The organism is Enterobacter cloacae complex sp. IR53041 (genome assembly GCF_049238285.1).
GTDB lineage: Bacteria > Pseudomonadota > Gammaproteobacteria > Enterobacterales > Enterobacteriaceae > Enterobacter > Enterobacter roggenkampii.
On sequence record NZ_JBMKHB010000005.1, the window covers coordinates 102,987 to 119,939 of the forward strand.

General features: G+C 57.9%; 16 protein-coding genes, 1 other RNA gene and 1 pseudogene. 12 read left to right on the forward strand and 6 right to left on the reverse strand.

The window, feature by feature from the left end; genetic code table 11:
* Positions 1-18: 18 nt before the first annotated feature.
* Together queC and ACOTXF_RS05625 are read right to left on the reverse strand one after the other, a co-directional pair.
* A complete protein-coding gene (gene queC, locus ACOTXF_RS05620) occupies positions 19-714 on the reverse strand; it encodes a 7-cyano-7-deazaguanine synthase QueC (RefSeq protein WP_232926695.1) in 696 nt (231 codons plus the stop codon).
* A 66-nt stretch (positions 715-780) separates the two neighbouring features.
* Positions 781-2,481, reverse strand: a complete 1,701-nt coding sequence (locus ACOTXF_RS05625) for an SgrR family transcriptional regulator (RefSeq protein ID WP_045416695.1) — start codon at positions 2,479-2,481, stop codon at positions 781-783.
* Between the two features lie 101 nt (positions 2,482-2,582).
* On the opposite strand from ACOTXF_RS05625, the gene cof reads away from it, so the two are divergent.
* Positions 2,583-3,401 carry an HMP-PP phosphatase gene (gene cof / locus ACOTXF_RS05630; RefSeq protein ID WP_008503309.1) on the forward strand — a complete coding sequence of 273 codons (819 nt, stop codon included), beginning with the start codon at positions 2,583-2,585 and terminating at the stop codon, positions 3,399-3,401.
* Positions 3,402-3,441: 40 nt separating this feature from the next.
* On the opposite strand, the gene ACOTXF_RS05635 is transcribed toward cof, so the two are convergent.
* Positions 3,442-4,488, reverse strand: a complete 1,047-nt coding sequence (locus ACOTXF_RS05635) for a PLP-dependent cysteine synthase family protein (RefSeq protein ID WP_008503308.1) — start codon at positions 4,486-4,488, stop codon at positions 3,442-3,444.
* A gap of 115 nt (positions 4,489-4,603) precedes the next feature.
* On the opposite strand from ACOTXF_RS05635, the gene ACOTXF_RS05640 reads away from it, so the two are divergent.
* The 5 genes from ACOTXF_RS05640 (at position 4,604) to amtB (ending at position 10,523) form a co-directional block, all read left to right on the forward strand.
* Complete coding sequence (locus ACOTXF_RS05640; RefSeq protein ID WP_232926694.1) at positions 4,604-5,062, forward strand: Lrp/AsnC family transcriptional regulator; 459 nt, start codon at positions 4,604-4,606, stop codon at positions 5,060-5,062.
* A gap of 30 nt (positions 5,063-5,092) precedes the next feature.
* Positions 5,093-6,865 carry a SmdA family multidrug ABC transporter permease/ATP-binding protein gene (locus tag ACOTXF_RS05645; protein ID WP_032664025.1) on the forward strand — a complete coding sequence of 591 codons (1,773 nt, stop codon included), beginning with the start codon at positions 5,093-5,095 and terminating at the stop codon, positions 6,863-6,865.
* Positions 6,858-8,639: a SmdB family multidrug efflux ABC transporter permease/ATP-binding protein gene (locus ACOTXF_RS05650; RefSeq protein ID WP_047745418.1), complete on the forward strand. Its 1,782-nt coding sequence runs from the start codon at positions 6,858-6,860 to the stop codon at positions 8,637-8,639. The genes ACOTXF_RS05645 and ACOTXF_RS05650 overlap by 8 nt, the downstream gene beginning before the upstream one ends.
* Before the next feature lie 220 nt (positions 8,640-8,859).
* Positions 8,860-9,198, forward strand: a complete 339-nt coding sequence (gene glnK / locus ACOTXF_RS05655; RefSeq protein ID WP_008503304.1) for a P-II family nitrogen regulator — start codon at positions 8,860-8,862, stop codon at positions 9,196-9,198.
* 35 nt (positions 9,199-9,233) lie between these two features.
* Positions 9,234-10,523 carry an ammonium transporter AmtB gene (gene amtB / locus ACOTXF_RS05660; protein ID WP_008503303.1) on the forward strand — a complete coding sequence of 430 codons (1,290 nt, stop codon included), beginning with the start codon at positions 9,234-9,236 and terminating at the stop codon, positions 10,521-10,523.
* 95 nt (positions 10,524-10,618) lie between these two features.
* Here the strand turns inward: amtB and tesB are convergent, their stop codons facing one another.
* Positions 10,619-11,479, reverse strand: coding sequence for an acyl-CoA thioesterase II (gene tesB, locus ACOTXF_RS05665; protein WP_023293157.1), 861 nt, complete (start codon positions 11,477-11,479; stop codon positions 10,619-10,621).
* A gap of 203 nt (positions 11,480-11,682) precedes the next feature.
* Here tesB and ACOTXF_RS05670 point away from each other — a divergent pair, with 203 nt between their 5' ends.
* Positions 11,683-12,210, forward strand: coding sequence for a YbaY family lipoprotein (locus ACOTXF_RS05670; RefSeq protein WP_008503301.1), 528 nt, complete (start codon positions 11,683-11,685; stop codon positions 12,208-12,210).
* A 32-nt stretch (positions 12,211-12,242) separates the two neighbouring features.
* Here ACOTXF_RS05670 and ACOTXF_RS05675 read toward each other — a convergent pair.
* Positions 12,243-12,640 (reverse strand): annotated as a pseudogene (locus tag ACOTXF_RS05675) (MGMT family protein).
* Positions 12,641-12,724: 84 nt separating this feature from the next.
* Between ACOTXF_RS05675 and ffs the strand changes: the two are divergent.
* The 3 genes from ffs to ACOTXF_RS05690 all read left to right on the forward strand — a co-directional run bounded on the left by ffs (position 12,725) and on the right by ACOTXF_RS05690 (position 13,546).
* An RNA gene (ffs, locus tag ACOTXF_RS05680) (signal recognition particle sRNA small type) lies at positions 12,725-12,821 on the forward strand.
* A gap of 261 nt (positions 12,822-13,082) precedes the next feature.
* On the forward strand, positions 13,083-13,334 hold the full coding sequence (locus ACOTXF_RS05685) for a hypothetical protein (RefSeq protein WP_021241644.1): 252 nt from the start codon (positions 13,083-13,085) through the stop codon (positions 13,332-13,334).
* Positions 13,331-13,546, forward strand: coding sequence for a hypothetical protein (locus tag ACOTXF_RS05690; protein WP_008503298.1), 216 nt, complete (start codon positions 13,331-13,333; stop codon positions 13,544-13,546). The genes ACOTXF_RS05685 and ACOTXF_RS05690 overlap by 4 nt, the downstream gene beginning before the upstream one ends.
* A gap of 83 nt (positions 13,547-13,629) precedes the next feature.
* Here ACOTXF_RS05690 and ACOTXF_RS05695 read toward each other — a convergent pair whose 3' ends face one another.
* Positions 13,630-15,051 (reverse strand): PLP-dependent aminotransferase family protein, encoded by a 1,422-nt coding sequence (locus ACOTXF_RS05695; protein WP_232926692.1) that lies wholly within the window; start codon positions 15,049-15,051, stop codon positions 13,630-13,632.
* 86 nt (positions 15,052-15,137) lie between these two features.
* Between ACOTXF_RS05695 and ACOTXF_RS05700 the strand changes: the two genes are divergently transcribed.
* Both ACOTXF_RS05700 and ACOTXF_RS05705 read left to right on the forward strand, forming a co-directional pair.
* Positions 15,138-15,749 carry a YczE/YyaS/YitT family protein gene (locus tag ACOTXF_RS05700; RefSeq protein ID WP_021241642.1) on the forward strand — a complete coding sequence of 204 codons (612 nt, stop codon included), beginning with the start codon at positions 15,138-15,140 and terminating at the stop codon, positions 15,747-15,749.
* Between the two features lie 78 nt (positions 15,750-15,827).
* Complete coding sequence (locus tag ACOTXF_RS05705) at positions 15,828-16,898, forward strand: LacI family DNA-binding transcriptional regulator (RefSeq protein ID WP_232926690.1); 1,071 nt, start codon at positions 15,828-15,830, stop codon at positions 16,896-16,898.
* Positions 16,899-16,953: the final 55 nt, after the last annotated feature.

Here is a 16,953-nt window from a genome sequence, read left to right on the forward strand (position 1 = left end):
CAGCACGGTCAGGTCGCCCTATTTAAGCCCGGTTTTTTTCTGCATTGCGGCCATCACGCCGGCTTTATTGGCAAGATAGTGGTTCAGCCCGTTAGCGCGCAGATTACAGGCGGCGCACTGGCCGCAACCGTCGCCTTTAATGCCGTTGTAGCAGGTGAGGGTTTCGCCGCGAATCAGGTCCAGCTTGCCCCAGTAGTCGGCCAGCGCCCAGGTTTCGGCTTTATCCAGCCACATCAGCGGGGTTTCAAAGCGCGTCTCTTTCGCCATCCCCAGATTGACGGCGTGATTTAACGCCTTCACGAACTCATCACGACAGTCCGGGTAGCCGGAGAAGTCTGTTTCACACACGCCCGTGATCACCGCTTCGGCTTTTACCTGGTAGGCATAAATTGCCGTCAGGGTGAGGAACAGAATATTGCGGCCCGGCACGAAGGTATTCGGAATGCCGCTGGCATCGGGTTCGTAGTCCGGGACGGGAATACTGTCCCGGGTGAGGCTACTCACGGCCAGTTCATTTAACAGCGTAACGTCCAGCACCTTGTGCGCGCGTGCGCCCAGTTTCAGGGCCAGTTCACGGGCAACGTCGATCTCAGCGCGATGGCGCTGACCATAATCGAAAGTGACACAGTGAACCTCATCGTACTGATGAAGAGCCTGGACCAGGCAGGTAGTAGAGTCTTGTCCTCCGCTGAACACGACGACGGCACGTTTCATAAATCATCTCGACTGTTACGGTAAAAACGTTATGTTACCGTCTGCCTGTGGCGGCGACCAGCTTCTTCAAGATTTAGGGGCGGGCAGCCAGGCTTCGGTAAAATCAAACCAGCCGCGGGTGTTGAGGCGAATCCCATTCACGCCCGGCGGCGCGCTGATCTGGTACTGATAATTAAAGAGCGGCGTCAGCACTGCATTTTCCATTAATCGGCTAAAAATGGCCTTCAGGCCCGCGTGCCGATCCCGAGCTTCGGCCTGAGTCTGTACCGCATCCAGCGTGGCTTGCAAATGGGCGTACGCCGGTGCGCTTAACACGTGTGGCCAAAGCGTATCGCAGCGCAGCCACTGCTCAAGCGTATACGCTGGCGCTTCGCCAATCAGCCTGTCGCCCATCATGATGTCTGCTTCGGCAAGCTGCTGGCATCCGTCCCACGTCTTGGCGTCATGAAAGATGACGGTCAGCTCACACCCCTGTAGCGCCAGGTACGTCTTCAACTGGCTGGCCATGGTGTGAAGCTCAACGGGAAGATGGTAAACCAGCGTCAGTGCTTCAGGCAGGGCAACATCGGTTAAATCAGTCCATTCGGGGATTGTCCAGCCGGGAAGCAGTTCCCCGGTGGGGGTGATGAGCCCCTCGTTTAGCGGAAGCGTGTGGAGAAGCCTGGAGTGATGAATGATATTAATCAGCCGCTTTGCCTGGTTCTCACTCAGGCGTGCGCTCTGTTTTAGCGTGAGGTAACAGAAACCCAGGCTGGTGCTGCTGCTTACCAGCCGCAGACTTTCCAGCTCGTCGGCCTCACCAATCGCGATTTGCACCGGGTGACGGCAGCTGGTACCCAACCTGTGATCAAAAAGCTGGGGTGTGATCCAGTATTCGATGGCTTTGAGCAGCGGATGGCTCAGGTGGTACTGCTCATGGCTTTCAAGACGAACCAGGTCGGGTTCAAAGGCGACCAGCCGAAAGGGGCCGCTGCCAATCGTCGAATGGTCGGGATGCGCCAGACGGCTACAGTAGGTCGCCAGCCTGTGCGGCAGCCAGTAGTCCGGATGATACAGCGTAAACGTCAGGCACTGCGGATGCGTTGTTTCGATACAGAGGATGCTCTGAAACAGGGTGCGCAGGGCGGGAAGCGTCAACAGCGCGGTCAGGCTTCGCTGGAGATGCGCCGTTTCAATTTTATCGCCGTTATGCCAGTGCAGCGTGGAGCGAATGTAGAAATGCCAGCGCAGGCCATCATCCGACACATCCCAGTGATGCGCCAGATCGCCCGTAGGTTCACTGCTGTTGCCGTGAAATCGCGTCAAACCTGAGAAGACTTGCCCTGCCAGATGCTGCTCTGCCCGACCCGGTAAAAAGCCCGGCTGAAGCGGCTCCAGTGAGCGGTAGTAGGGGATGCGCAGCGTCGGCGTGTCGTTTTGCCACTGCCCACCCAAAAACGGGTGCAGCAGCGCAAGCAAATCTTCGGGAGCAAGCTGCGCCAGCTCGAGGGCGTTATGCTGCTGCCCGCTTTTTAGCGCTTCTTCCATCATCGTATTGCGCAGTGATTCCGGAGTGACGTGAAACGTCAGCGCACCGCGCCTTCCACGCCCGGATTGCGCGCGCCAGGTCAGCCAGCCCGCCTCCTGGGCCTGACGCAGCAGAGTACGGACATGTCGCTCGCTACAAAAGCAGCGGCTGGCAAGCTCATTTACGGTTACCTGCTGCGGCGCGCCAGCGGAAGGTTGCCACAGGCGTTGATACTGGTTAAGACGGTTAAGCTGGCGCATAAGAAACCCGGAACAATAATTCTCATCTATTCACTATTACTTCCGTATATCTCACACGATACTGATGCACAAGTTAACCGCATCACATTTCGGGAGTAATCATGGCTCGGCTCGCTGCATTTGATATGGACGGTACGCTGTTAATGCCGGATCACCGTTTAGGGGAGAAAACCCTGAACACGCTGAAGCGCCTGCACGAGCGTAATGTCACTCTGACGTTTGCCACCGGGCGTCATGTTCTGGAAATGCGCCATTTGCTGGGCGCGTTTGCCCTCGATGCCTTTCTGATCACCGGCAACGGGACGCGAATTCACTCTGTAGAAGGCGATGTGCTGTACCGACAGGATCTCAACCCGGAAGTGGCGGATATCGTGCTGCACAGTACCTGGGACACGCAGGCCAGCATCCACGTCTTTAACGATCGGGGCTGGTTTACCGGAAGCGACATCCCGGAATTATTGCACGCGCATGTGTATAGCGGTTTTAAATACCAGCTTATCGATCTGCGTCGGATCCCCGCCCATGCGGTGACCAAGATCTGCTTCTGCGGCGATCACGACGATCTCTGTCGCTTACGGATCCAACTGAATGAGGCGCTGGGCGACCGGGCGCACCTGACCTTCTCGGCGGTGGATTGCCTGGAAGTGCTGCCGGTGGGCTGCAACAAAGGTTCCGCTCTGGCGGTGCTGAGCGACCACCTGGGATTAACGCTGCAGGAGTGTATGGCGTTCGGTGACGCCATGAACGACCGCGAAATGCTGGGTAGCGTAGGTCGCGGTCTGATCATGGGGAATGCGATGGCGCAGCTGAAAGCAGAACTTCCCCATCTGCCGGTTATCGGTCACTGCCGTAATGAAGCAGTGTCCCATTTTTTGACGCATTGGCTGGACAATAACAACCTCCCATATTCCCCCGAATAGTGAGACCCTTCCAGCAAGCCAGACTTCGGTCTGGCTTTTTTTATTTCAGCAGTTGAGCAATCTGCGCCTTCCAGGGGGCGATATCACCGATGTTGGCCTGCACCCACTCCGCATTGTAGTAGGTCTCGAGATAACGCTCGCCGCTGTCGCACAGCAGCGTGACGATGGAACCGGTGCGTCCCGCTTCGCGCATACGTGCGGCAAGCTGCAGCGCGCCCCACATATTGGTGCCCGTCGAGGCGCCCACTTTGCGGCCCAGCTGCGTTTCCAGCCAGTGCGCCGTTGCCACGCTGGCGGCATCCGGCACGCGCATCATCTCGTCCACAACGTCGGGGATGAAAGAAGGCTCAACGCGCGGACGGCCAATCCCTTCAATTTTACTCCCCACCGGGCTGCGCAGACCGGCATCGCGGTTTTGCCAGTAGTCGAGGAACACGGAGTTCTGCGGGTCAACCACCATCAGCTGGGTATCGTAACCCTGACATCGGATATAGCGTCCGATCGTGGCTGACGTACCGCCGGTACCGGCGCTCATCACAATGTAGGACGGAACCGGATGCGGTTCGTGGGTCATCTGGCGGAAAATACTGTCGGCAATGTTGTTATTCCCGCGCCAGTCCGTCGCGCGCTCGGCGAAGGTGAACTGGTCCATATAGTGGCCGTTCAGCTCACGAGCCAGCATTTCAGAGGCGGCGTAGATTTCGCAGGCGCTTTCCACAAAGTGGCAGCGACCGCCGTAAAATTCGATCTGTTCGATTTTGCGTTTTGCGGTGCAGGAGGGCATCACCGCAATAAACGGCAGGCCCAGCAGGCGGGCGAAATAGGCTTCGGACACCGCCGTTGAACCGGAAGAGGATTCAATGATGGTGGTGCCTTCTTTAATCCAGCCGTTACATAAACCGTATAAAAACAGCGAGCGCGCCAGGCGATGCTTCAGGCTGCCGGTAGGATGGGTGCTTTCATCTTTCAGATAGAGCTGAATGCCGTCAAATCCCGGCAGGGAAAGGCGAATCAGGTGCGTATCCGCCGAGCGCTGATAGTCGGCATTGATTTCGCTGATCGCATGTTTAACCCAGGTGCTATTCATCGTCGTTATCCGTTTGTCATTTTGTGCCTAGCATAGCGAAAAGCACAGAAAAAATTGTTGCTATCTGGCCTTTAAAATAGAATTAAGGGAGAAAAATTTTCTCTGTGAGGTGGGTATGCTAGATAAAATTGACCGCAAGCTCCTTTCATTGCTGCAAAGTGACTGTACCCTCTCTTTGCAGGCGCTGGCAGATGCCGTTAATCTGACCACCACCCCGTGCTGGAAGCGGCTTAAGAAGCTGGAAGATGACGGTATTCTGCTGGGGCGCGTCGCGCTGTTAGATCCTGAAAAACTGGGGCTTGGGTTGACGGCATTTGTGCTGATAAAAACCCAGCATCACTGCAGCGAGTGGTATTGCCGCTTCGTTACCCAGGTGTCTGAGATGCCCGAAGTGCTCGGTTTCTGGCGTATGGCCGGCGAGTACGATTACCTGATGCGCGTCCAGGTGGCCGACATGAAGCGTTATGATGACTTCTACAAGCGGCTGGTGAACAGCGTGCCGGGGTTATCGGACGTCACCTCAAGCTTCGCTATGGAACAGATTAAATACACCACAGCATTACCCATTGAATAACTTCGTAAAATACCTTCAGGAACAAACCGCGTGCGATTATTTGCCCAATTAAGCTGGTACTTTCGTCGGGAGTGGCAACGCTACCTCGGTGCAGTCGCCCTGCTTATTATCATTGCTATCCTGCAGCTGATCCCGCCGAAAGTGGTGGGCTACGTCGTGGATGGCGTCACCGAACAGCATTACACCACCGCACGGGTGTTGATGTGGGTTGGCACGCTGGTGCTGACGGCGGTCATTGTTTATCTGCTGCGCTACGTCTGGCGTGTGCTGCTGTTTGGTGCGTCCTATCAGCTGGCCGTTGAGCTGCGTGAAGATTTTTATCGCCAGCTGAGTCGACAGCATCCCGAATTTTATCTGCGCCATCGCACCGGGGATCTTATCGCGCGCGCGACTAACGACGTCGATCGCGTGGTCTTTGCCGCCGGGGAAGGGGTGCTGACGCTGGTGGACTCGCTGGTAATGGGCTGCGCGGTGCTGATCGTCATGTCAACGCAGATCAGCTGGCAGCTGACCCTGCTGGCGCTGCTGCCGATGCCGCTCATGGCGCTGGCGATCAATCGCTATGGCGAACAACTGCACGAGCGCTTCAAGCTGGCGCAGGCGGCGTTTTCGTCGCTGAACGATCGCACCCAGGAGAGCATGACCAGCATCCGCATGATCAAAGCGTTTGGTCTGGAAGACCGGCAGTCCGCGCTGTTTGCCGCCGATGCGGCCGACACGGGGGCGAAAAACATGCGCGTCGCGCGTATTGACGCGCGATTTGATCCAACGATTTATATCGCAATCGGCATGGCAAATATGCTGGCGATTGGCGGCGGGAGCTGGATGGTGGTGCAGGGCACGCTCACCCTGGGCCAGTTGACCAGCTTTGCCATGTATCTGGGGCTGATGATCTGGCCGATGCTGGCGCTGGCCTGGATGTTTAACATCGTGGAGCGCGGCAGCGCCGCCTACAGCCGTATTCGCGCCATGCTGGCCGAAGCGCCGGTGGTCAATGACGGCAGCGAAGCGTTGCCGGAAGGACGCGGCGTCATGAAAGTCGACGTCCGCAAGTTTATCTATCCGCAAACGGAACATCCGGTACTGGAGAACGTCAGTTTTACCCTTCAGCCGGGCCAGATGCTCGGCATCTGCGGCCCGACGGGCTCCGGTAAAAGTACCGTACTCTCGCTGCTCCAGCGTCACTTTGACGTCACCGAGGGCGATATTCGCTTCCATGATATTCCATTGACCAGGCTGCTGCTGGATGAGTGGCGTGGTCGCCTGGCGGTCGTCAGCCAGACGCCGTTTCTTTTTTCTGACACCGTGGCGAACAACATCGCGCTTGGGTGCCCTGCGGCAACGCAGGAAGAGATCGAGCATGTGGCGCGTTTGGCCAGCGTGCATGATGACATTTTGCGCCTGCCGCAGGGCTACGAAACGGAAGTCGGGGAACGCGGCGTCATGCTGTCCGGCGGGCAAAAACAGCGTATCTCCATTGCCCGCGCCCTGCTGCTCAATGCGGAAATCCTGATTCTGGACGATGCGCTCTCCGCCGTGGACGGCCGTACCGAGCATCAGATCCTGCATAACCTGCGCCAGTGGGGCGACGGACGCACGATAATTATCAGTGCCCACCGTTTGTCAGCGCTTACCGAAGCCAGCGAAATTCTGGTCTTGCAGCACGGCCATATTGCCCAGCGCGGGCAGCATGACGCGCTTGCCGAGCAGCCGGGCTGGTATCGCGATATGTACCGCTATCAGCAGCTTGAGGCGGCGCTGGACGATGCGCCGGAGCAGGATGAGGAGGCCGCCAATGCGTAAGCTTGGAACGATGTGGCCGACGCTCAAACGTCTGCTGGCCTACGGCTCGCCGTGGCGTAAACCGCTCTCCGTTGCTGTGCTTTTACTCTGGATTGCGGCGATTGCCGAAGTGAGCGGACCGCTGCTCATCAGCTATTTCATCGACAATATGGTCGCCAAAAGCTACCTGCCGCTCGGGCTGGTGGCGGGGTTAGGCGTGGCCTACGTTGGGTTGCAGCTGGCGGCGGCAGGGCTGCACTATGCGCAGTCGCTGCTGTTTAACCGTGCCGCCGTGGGCGTGGTTCAGCAGTTGCGTACCGATGTGATGGACGCGGCGCTTCGCCAGCCGCTCAGCGAATTTGATACACAGCCGGTCGGGCAGGTGATTTCGCGCGTGACTAACGATACCGAGGTGATCCGCGATCTGTACGTCACCGTGGTGGCAACCGTGCTGCGCAGCGCGGCGCTGATTGGCGCGATGCTGGTGGCGATGTTCAGCCTCGACTGGCGCATGGCGCTGGTGGCGATAACGATCTTCCCGGCGGTGCTGATCGTCATGGTGATTTACCAGCGTTACAGCACGCCAATTGTGCGCCGGGTGCGCGCCTATCTGGCCGATATCAACGATGGCTTCAACGAAGTGATCAACGGCATGAGCGTCATCCAGCAGTTCCGCCAGCAGGCGCGCTTTGGCGAGCGCATGGGCGAAGCCAGCCGTTCGCACTATATGGCGCGTATGCAGACGCTGCGCCTGGACGGTTTCCTGCTGCGACCGCTGCTGAGCCTGTTCTCGGCGCTGGTGCTGTGCGGGCTGCTGATGCTCTTTGGCCTGAGCGCAAACGGTACGATTGAAGTGGGCGTGCTGTACGCTTTCATTAGCTATCTTGGACGCCTTAACGAGCCGCTGATCGAACTCACTACGCAGCAATCGATGCTGCAACAGGCGGTTGTCGCCGGTGAGCGCGTCTTTGAGCTGATGGACAGGCCGCGCCAGGCCTACGGCAATGACGAGCGACCTCTGCAAAGCGGGGCTATCACCTTTGATAACGTCTCATTTGCCTATCGCGAAGACCGTCTGGTGTTGCAGGACATTACGCTCGATGTGCCGTCGCGCGGTTTCGTCGCGCTGGTGGGCCACACCGGCAGCGGTAAAAGCACGCTCGCCAGCCTGCTGATGGGCTACTATCCGGTCACGCAAGGCGAAATCCGCCTCGACGGACGTCCGCTCGCGTCGCTCAGCCACACGGTGTTACGCAAAGGCGTTGCGATGGTGCAGCAGGATCCGGTCGTGCTGGCCGATACCTTCTACGCCAACGTAACCCTGGGACGGGACTATTCGGAGGCGCAGGTTTGGGCGGTACTGGAAACGGTGCAGCTGGCAGAGCTGGCGCGCGGGTTTAGCGACGGGATCAACACGAAGCTAGGCGAGCAGGGCAACAATCTCTCTGTGGGGCAAAAACAGCTCCTGGCGCTGGCGCGCGTCCTGATTGAAACGCCGCAGGTGCTGATTCTGGACGAAGCCACGGCCAGCATAGATTCTGGAACCGAGCAGGCGATTCAGCAGGCGCTGGCCGCAGTGCGCGACCACACGACGCTGGTGGTGATTGCTCACCGGCTCTCCACCATCGTCGACGCGGACACGATTCTGGTGCTGCATCGCGGACAGGCCGTGGAGCGCGGTACGCACCGCGAGCTGCTGGAAGCAAAAGGGCGCTACTGGCAGATGTACCAGCTGCAGCTGGCGGGCGAAGAGCTGGCCGCCAGTGTGCGTGATGAAGAGTCCCTTAGCGCCTGATGCACTAAAATGAGGCGCCGCGCTAACAGTCATTCCTGTTGGTGCAAAACTGAAACGCACCCTGCACCGGCATGGTGCGTTTTTTTTCACCGGTTCATTTATCAGAACCGCGTAACGCACATCGCGCCGCGATTCCCTCACGTTTTCATTTCTGGCACATCCCTTGCAATACCTTCCGCGTAAGCTGCGGCCATTACCGAATTCTGACTGGAGGGGATCTATGAAGCTGGTTACGGTTGTAATCAAACCATTCAAACTTGAAGACGTGCGTGAAGCATTGTCTTCAATGGGTATTCAGGGACTGACTGTCACCGAAGTGAAAGGCTTTGGTCGTCAGAAGGGTCATGCCGAGCTTTATCGCGGGGCGGAATACAGCGTTAACTTTCTGCCAAAAGTAAAAATTGATGTCGCGATTGCTGACGATCAGCTTGATGAAGTCATTGATGTCATTAGCAAAGCGGCCTACACCGGCAAAATTGGCGACGGCAAAATTTTCGTTGCCGAACTGCAGCGCGTCATTCGCATCCGTACCGGCGAATCTGACGAAGCGGCACTGTAATTAACGCCTGGCACACAGTGATAGGGATCGAGAAAATGAAGATAGCAACACTTAAAACGGGTCTGGGTTCGCTGGCGCTGCTGCCGGGCCTGGCGCTGGCTGCTGCCCCTGCGGTGGCCGACAAAGCCGATAACGCCTTTATGATGATCAGCACCGCGCTGGTGCTGTTTATGTCCATTCCGGGCATTGCGCTGTTCTACGGCGGTCTGATCCGTGGCAAAAACGTTCTCTCCATGCTGACGCAGGTTGCCGTGACGTTTGCACTGGTCTGCGTGCTTTGGGTGGTTTACGGTTACTCTCTGGCGTTCGGCACGGGTAACGCGTTCTTTGGTAACTTCGACTGGGTGATGCTGAAAAACATTGAACTGACCGCGCTGATGGGCAGCTTCTATCAGTATATTCACGTGGCGTTCCAGGGCTCGTTCGCCTGCATTACCGTCGGGCTGATTGTGGGCGCGCTCGCCGAGCGCATTCGTTTCTCTGCGGTCCTGATCTTCGTGGTGGTCTGGCTGACGCTCTCCTATGTGCCGATTGCGCACATGGTCTGGGGCGGTGGTCTGCTGGCCACGCACGGCGCGCTGGACTTCGCGGGCGGTACCGTTGTCCACATTAACGCCGCGGTCGCGGGTCTGGTGGGCGCTTATCTGATTGGCAAACGCGTGGGCTTCGGTAAAGAGGCGTTCAAACCGCACAACCTGCCGATGGTCTTTACCGGTACTGCGATCCTCTACTTTGGCTGGTTTGGCTTCAACGCCGGCTCAGCAAGTGCGGCCAACGAAATCGCCGCGCTGGCCTTCGTGAACACCGTTGTAGCCACGGCGGGTGCAATCCTCTCCTGGGTGTTTGGCGAGTGGGCGGTACGCGGGAAACCTTCTCTGCTGGGTGCCTGTTCAGGTGCGATTGCCGGTCTGGTTGGTATCACCCCTGCGTGTGGTTATGTCGGTGTCGGCGGTGCGCTGCTGGTCGGCCTGGTGTCCGGTCTGGCGGGTCTGTGGGGCGTGACCGCACTGAAACGCGTGCTGCGCGTGGATGACCCTTGCGATGTGTTCGGCGTGCACGGCGTGTGCGGGATTGTCGGCTGTATCATGACCGGTATCTTCGCGGCGAAATCGCTCGGTGGCGTGGGCTACGCAGAAGGCGTCACTATGGTTCATCAGGTGCTGGTGCAGCTGGAAAGTATCGCTATCACCGTGGTGTGGTCTGCGGTCGTCGCTTTCATCGGCTACAAGCTGGCGGACATGACGGTCGGTCTGCGCGTACCGGAAGAGCAGGAGCGCGAAGGTCTGGATGTGAACAGCCACGGCGAGAATGCGTATAACGCATGATCTGAGTGTCTTGCCGGGTGGCGGCTTCGCCTTACCCGGCCTACAACAGCACAAAACGTAGGCCCGGTAAGCGTCGCGCCACCGGGCTTTTTACATCAACCTCTGTTACGCATCACCCCTTCCTGCACCGTTGAAGCGACCAGCACGCCGTCCTGAGTATAAAACTCCCCACGCACAAACCCGCGGGCGCTGGATGCCGACGTACTCTCCACGCTGTAGAGCAGCCACTCGTTCATGTTGAAGGGACGGTGGAACCACATCGAGTGATCGATCGTCGCGACCTGCATCCCTTTTTCGAGGAAGCCGACGCCGTGCGGCTGCAGCGCCACCGGCAGGAAGTTGAAGTCAGACGCATAGCCCAGCAGATACTGATGGACGCGGAAATCTTCCGGCACGGTGCCGTTGGCGCGGATCCACACCTGGCGCTTTGGCTCGGCGGTGTGGCCTTTCATCGGGTTGTGGAACTCGACGGGGCGGATCTCAAGCGGCTTATCGCAGAGAAACTTCTCTTTAACCTGCGGCGGCAGCAGATGCGCCAATGCGCGAGCGATATCCGTTTCCGATTTAAGATCGTCCGGCGAGGGGGCAGGGGGCATGACCTTCTGATGCTCGTAGCCCGGCTCTGGCGCCTGGAAAGAGGCGGTCATGTAAAAGATCGGCTTACCGTTCTGAATGGCCGCGACGCGGCGCGCGCTGAAGCTGTTGCCGTCTCGCAGAACTTCAACGTCATACACGATGGGTTTCGCGCTATCGCCAGGGCGTAAAAAGTAGCTGTGGAATGAATGCACCAGACGGTCTGCCGGGACAGTCTCCTTTGCAGCGTACAGCGCTTGTCCAACGACTTGCCCCCCGAAGACCTGGCGTAAGCCTAAATCTTCGCTCTGTCCGCGAAAGAGTCCTTCCTCAATTTTTTCCAGATTCAGTAATGTCAGCAGATTGTTCAGTGCCTGACTCATAGTTGTCCTCAATAAACGCCGTAGCGAAAGATAGGCAGAGTATAACGCAGAAATGAAAGTGGTCCGATGGGTAGAATAATCTGAATATCGGGATGATTTCAGGCATTAATCAGTGAGTTGTGCCACACTTAAAAACGTTATGTGATTGAAACGACATCGGATGGGATCGATCCCGCTGGTGCATTGATGATAAGGAGACTTCAATGAAACTCGTGCCTATGCTAAGTGGTGTAGCGATTGCGGTGGCGTTGTCCGCCTGTGCCGGTAAGAGCGCCCAGGTGCCAGTGCCAGCAGCTGACCCGAACGGGATTAATACCCTTTCGCAGCAGTCCATTCAGCAGCCTAACGTTTCCGGTACCATCTGGATTAAACAGAAAGTTGCGTTGCCGCCGGATGCGGTATTAACGGTGACGCTTTCTGATGCTTCCCTGGCCGACGCGCCGTCGAAAGTCGTGGCCCAGCGTGCCGTCCGTACTGAAGGCAAGCAGGCGCCGTTTAGCTTCGTGTTGCCGTATAACCCGTCGGACGTGCAGCCTAATGCCCGTATTCTGCTGAGCGCAGCGGTCACCATCAACGGTAAGCTGGTGTTTATCACCGATACGGTCCAGGAAGCGATTAACAACGGTGGAACCAAAATCGACCTGAACCTGGTGCCAGTACAGCAGACCGAAGTGCCGGTCGCACCGCAAACCAATCAGCCGTCTCTGCCAACCCCACCGACGCAGATGTAATAGGGTTATTCCCCTCTCCTTCGGGAGAGGGGTCAGTACACCCACCGGTACTTCTGCAAATCGATCTGACCCGACCCTGACACCTGCACCCCTTCTGAAAGTAACGCCTGACGCTGACGCTGGAGATCCGGCCCGGTGAGTGAGATGGCGCCATGACGGTTCACCACCCGATGCCAGGGCAACGTACTGCCTTCCGGCAGCCGTTTCAGGACGCCTCCAACCTGTCGCGCCGCGCGCGGGGAACCGGCCAGGCGCGCGACATCACCATAGGTGGTGACATAGCCTTCCGGGATTGAAGCCACGATTTGCCATACGCGCTGTGGAAAAGAGTCCTGCTCGTCCATACCTTCACCTGCGGGGAGTTTCTGGAGAGCCATGGTAAACGAAGATCGCCCTGATTGCTGCGCCTGTTTGCGCAAGAAACCAGCATCCGGTTCCTGGCGGCTTGCAATTGGGCCTTCGCACAGGGATAATGCGCCAGCGCGTTGGTTATCAACGCTCTCAATGGGGGCTCTGTTGGTTCTCCCGCAACGCTACTCTGTTCACCAGGTCAGGTCCGGAAGGAAGCAGCCAGGGCAGACGACGTGTGTGCCGGGATGTAGCTGGCAGGGCCCCCACCCATTTCTGAGCCTCTGCGTTCTTCCCTGATTTTTGTCTCTTCCCTGACGTTATTCCCTAATAAGATTATGCCTATAGCATGTAATATATATTTCATCGCGCTGAAATATTAATGTCATAAACTTGTAATAATAGTCGGGCATTTTATCCTTGGCCGTCTATTTTCTGGCAAAACTCAAAAAAATATATATCTGGATAACATTGTTAACTTCGTGTATTAAATAAAGTACTTATTCCGAAGGGAAGTGATAAACATGGCTACAGCGGTATTAAACGTTAAGATTGATGACGCGCTAAAAGAAAGGCTTCGCCACTATGCGGAAGTGAATAACGAGAATTTAAGCGTGACGACAGAGAAACTGCTGCTGCTGGCGTTCGAGGCAGTAGAAGAGGCGGGAGTATCGGAAGAGGATATTGATAATCAGCATACGGAAGAAGAGAATGTTTCTCCATTTACTCCTAAAGAAATCAAGGCTCTACGTAAACTTCTGAAGAAGAGAAAATGAAACAACAACTGTCAACTGCCAGTGACTACAAAGAGGCCTGCGATTTGTTGCGTTCAGGCTACGTGAAGCATGTACGTCTTGGCTGGAATGTCGGAAGTGATGAGTTCTTTCGTATTGCGTCTGACTGGTGTGATACTGGCGCAAAAATAAAGAAAGACGGTGAAAACTTCGTTATTTCACTGAAAGGGTTTCCTATTCCTGCTCAGCATTAATTCCGGACTGGTGAAAACTGCTGACTGTATCCATGACAGTTAGCAGTTTTTATTTTTTATGATCGGCTTCAAACTTTTTGCTATTAAATCACGCAGCGTTTAACGGCTGGCACGTTTTTATTCAGGGCGAGCCATAACGGTTTAATCCTCAGCAGCGCCTGTTCAAGCTCTGTCGGCTCGAGCGAGAAGGGCATCCGCAAATAGCGGTCAAACGCACCCGATAAACCAAACCGCGTACCGGTCCCCAGATTTATCCCCAGAATCTCAGCCCGCGCGGCAAGCTGCGTCGCCAGCATGCCGGGAAGCTCAATCCAGTATGAGAGCCCGCCCTCTGCTTCATGGAATGTCCACTCCGGGAAATGTTCACGCAGCAGTTCACCGCATCGATCGCGTCGTTCCGCCAGCATTTTGCGGCGTGCGGGTAGAAACGTCTCGCTGTTGTTGATGAGCCACAGCGCCGCCAGCTGTTCCAGCAGCGGCGAGCCTAAATCCAGCGTATCGCGCGTCTGGGCAAGCGTGGCGATCGTGCGCGAGGACGCGCGGATCCAGCCGAGACGCAGCCCGCCCCAGAAGCTTTTTCCGGCAGAACCTAAGGTGATGACGGTGGCCTGCGGGTTAAAGGAGGCCAGCGGGGGCGGAGGAGGGGCGTCAAACCAGAGATCCACCATCGTTTCATCCACCACCAGCGTCGTACGGGTTTGCGCAGCAATGTCGGTAATGGCCTGACGGGTCGCGACATCCATGCAGCGCCCGGTGGGGTTATGAAAATCAGGCATCAGGTACGCCAGGCGCGGCGCGGTCTGGGCAAGCGTGGCGGCGAAGCCGTCCGTATCCCAGCCCGTTTCCGGCAGCGACACCCCCACGGGCCGACACTGCGCGCCCTGAATGGCGGCAATCGCCAGCGGATAGGTGGGATGATCGACCACGACGCGATCTCCCGGCCCGGTCATCATCCGCAGGACCAGCGCGAAGCCGCTGACGGCGCCATTGACCACCATTACTTCGTCCGCGCGGGTGGGAAGGCCCCGCGCGGTGTAGCGCGCAGCGATGGCCTCCCGCAGCGTCGGCAGCCCTAGCTGATCGTAACCCGTCAGCGCGAGGTGCTGCGTAATGGCCGTGAGCGCGTGGGTATACGCCTGGTGGATTTCCGGCCCGGCATTGAGGGCGGCAGTAGAGAGATCCAGTTCGGCACTCGCCGCGGAAAGCGTGGGAACGGCGCGCGTATCCGGGAGGATCACGCGTGACCCGCTGCCGTGGCGGCTTTCAAGATATCCCTCCTCGCGTAGATGGGCGAGGGCGCTGCTGATGGTGGCCCGGCTCACGTCCAGCGCCGTGGCCAGCTCGCGCTCCCCCGGTAGCCGTGTATTCAATGCCAGACGTCCGTCAAGGATTAACAGGCGCAGCGCATCGGCCAGCTGCCGCCAGAGCGGCGTGCGGGATGAGGTTTGCTGCCAGTGGCCTAAAAGGCGTACCAGCGACTGGCTTCCGAAGCGACGTGACGACATATGCAGTCCACTATTTGAAAACTGGACGTTAATCATAGTGCCATTTTAGGCCAGGATGAAAGCCTGGTTCACTGGAGAAGATAAAAATGGTACGTCGTCTGCTACAACTCTATGTCGGTTTAGGACTGTATGGCCTGTCCACCGCGATGTTTATTCGTTCCGATTTGGGTGTCGATCCCTGGGATGTTTTTCACCTTGGGGTGGGGATACAGCTGGGGATGACTATCGGAACGGTGATCATTTTAACCGGTGCTGCGGTGCTGCTGCTGTGGATCCCCCTGCGCCAGATGCCGGGCCTGGGCACCATCAGCAACGTGATTTGTATCGGTCTGGCGGCGGATGCCAGCATGGCGCTGATCCCGGAACTGGACTCGTTACCTGTGCGCATCGCTTTCCTGGTGTCGGGTATCGTGATGAACGCAATTGCGACCAGCATGTACATCGGCGCCGGTTTTGGGCCAGGCCCGCGCGACGGCCTGATGACCGGCATTCATGCCCGGCTGGGATGGTCCATTCGCAGCGTGCGTACCTCCATTGAGGTGTCCGTCCTGCTGATTGGGTGCGTGCTTGGCGGCACGTTTGGGGTGGGAACGGTAGTGTACGCCCTGACCATTGGCCCACTTATCCAGCTCTGTCTGCCCTGGTTCCGCCAGAAGCCGAGCGTTGCTGAAATCGCGCAGCCGGAGCGGGTTGTTTAATTTTGCGAAGCGCTCACATGTTTTAACGGCGTCGCTGTGCCACAATAATGGGCCCCGACTCACGCGATGCCACAATGCATGAAAGCTATCACTCTCTATGATGTCGCCCTCCTTGCGGGGGTTTCTTATCAGACCGTCTCTCGCGTCATTAACGACGCGGAGCATGTCTCTGTCCGTACCCGGGAAAAGGTTCAGCAGGCGATGGCGGAGCTGCACTACGTGCCTAACCTGCGGGCACAGCAGCTGGCGGGTAAACGCACCCGCACGCTGGGACTCATCACCACCGATCTGGCCCTGCATGCGCCCTCGCAGATTGTGTCGGCGGTAAAATCCCGCGCGGCGGAACAGGGGGCGAGCGTCCTTATCTCCATGGTGGAGCAACCGCAGCAGTGTCAGGCCGCGCTACAGGCGCTGCTGGCACAGCGGGTGGACGCGCTGCTGGTGAATGTTCCGCTTGATGATGAACACGCCGAACAGCTGAGGGCGCTGGCGTCGCCCGTACCGGTGCTTTTTCTTGATGTCTCGCCTTCAGCACAGGTAAACAGCCTCGTGTTTAACGCCGGGCAGGGCGCGCATCTGGGCGTTGAGCATCTGCTTTCGCTGAGGCATCAGCATATTGCTCTGCTGAGCGGGCCGGAAAGCTCGGTCTCTGCTCGGGCGCGTCTGGCGGGGTGGAAAGCGGCTCTGGCCCGCGCGGGGCATGACGCCGCTGCGGTGGCCTACGGAGACTGGAGCGCGGCCAGCGGTTATGAGAAAGGACATGTGCTGCTGTCGGGTACCGCATTGCCGGATGCCATTCTGGTGGCGAACGATCAAATGGCGCTGGGGGTAATGCGCGCCTGTGCTGAAAAGGGGATCGCGATCCCGGGCCAGATGTCGGTGGTCGGGTTCGACGATACGGCTGACAGCGCCTGGTTTTCCCCGCCGCTGACGACCATTCGCCAGGCATTTCGCGAGGCGGGCGAGCGCAGCGTGGAGTGGCTGCTGGCCCCCACCGAAGGCGAGACGTGCTGGCAGGTTCAGCTGCCGGTGGCGCTGGTTACCCGCCATTCCAGCGCGCGTCGTGCGCCGCAGCAGGCCGAACGCGAGGATCTGGCGCAGCAGCTCAGAAGCCTGGCTCTCCTGGCCGAGCAGCTTGTCCGCAAATAAGACTTTTGTGATCGGACTCGCTAGCCTGCGATTGAATGCTTTACCGTCGCAGAAT

Coding starts and splice junctions, on each gene's coding strand:
- queC (WP_232926695.1), bottom strand. CDS start 714: ATGAAACGTGCCGTCGTCGTGTTCAGCGGAGGACAAGACTCTACTACC.
- ACOTXF_RS05625 (WP_045416695.1), bottom strand. CDS start 2,481: ATGCGCCAGCTTAACCGTCTTAACCAGTATCAACGCCTGTGGCAACCT.
- cof (WP_008503309.1), top strand. CDS start 2,583: ATGGCTCGGCTCGCTGCATTTGATATGGACGGTACGCTGTTAATGCCG.
- ACOTXF_RS05635 (WP_008503308.1), bottom strand. CDS start 4,488: ATGAATAGCACCTGGGTTAAACATGCGATCAGCGAAATCAATGCCGAC.
- ACOTXF_RS05640 (WP_232926694.1), top strand. CDS start 4,604: ATGCTAGATAAAATTGACCGCAAGCTCCTTTCATTGCTGCAAAGTGAC.
- ACOTXF_RS05650 (WP_047745418.1), top strand. CDS start 6,858: ATGCGTAAGCTTGGAACGATGTGGCCGACGCTCAAACGTCTGCTGGCC.
- glnK (WP_008503304.1), top strand. CDS start 8,860: ATGAAGCTGGTTACGGTTGTAATCAAACCATTCAAACTTGAAGACGTG.
- amtB (WP_008503303.1), top strand. CDS start 9,234: ATGAAGATAGCAACACTTAAAACGGGTCTGGGTTCGCTGGCGCTGCTG.
- tesB (WP_023293157.1), bottom strand. CDS start 11,479: ATGAGTCAGGCACTGAACAATCTGCTGACATTACTGAATCTGGAAAAA.
- ACOTXF_RS05670 (WP_008503301.1), top strand. CDS start 11,683: ATGAAACTCGTGCCTATGCTAAGTGGTGTAGCGATTGCGGTGGCGTTG.
- ACOTXF_RS05685 (WP_021241644.1), top strand. CDS start 13,083: ATGGCTACAGCGGTATTAAACGTTAAGATTGATGACGCGCTAAAAGAA.
- ACOTXF_RS05690 (WP_008503298.1), top strand. CDS start 13,331: ATGAAACAACAACTGTCAACTGCCAGTGACTACAAAGAGGCCTGCGAT.
- ACOTXF_RS05695 (WP_232926692.1), bottom strand. CDS start 15,051: ATGTCGTCACGTCGCTTCGGAAGCCAGTCGCTGGTACGCCTTTTAGGC.
- ACOTXF_RS05700 (WP_021241642.1), top strand. CDS start 15,138: ATGGTACGTCGTCTGCTACAACTCTATGTCGGTTTAGGACTGTATGGC.
- ACOTXF_RS05705 (WP_232926690.1), top strand. CDS start 15,828: ATGAAAGCTATCACTCTCTATGATGTCGCCCTCCTTGCGGGGGTTTCT.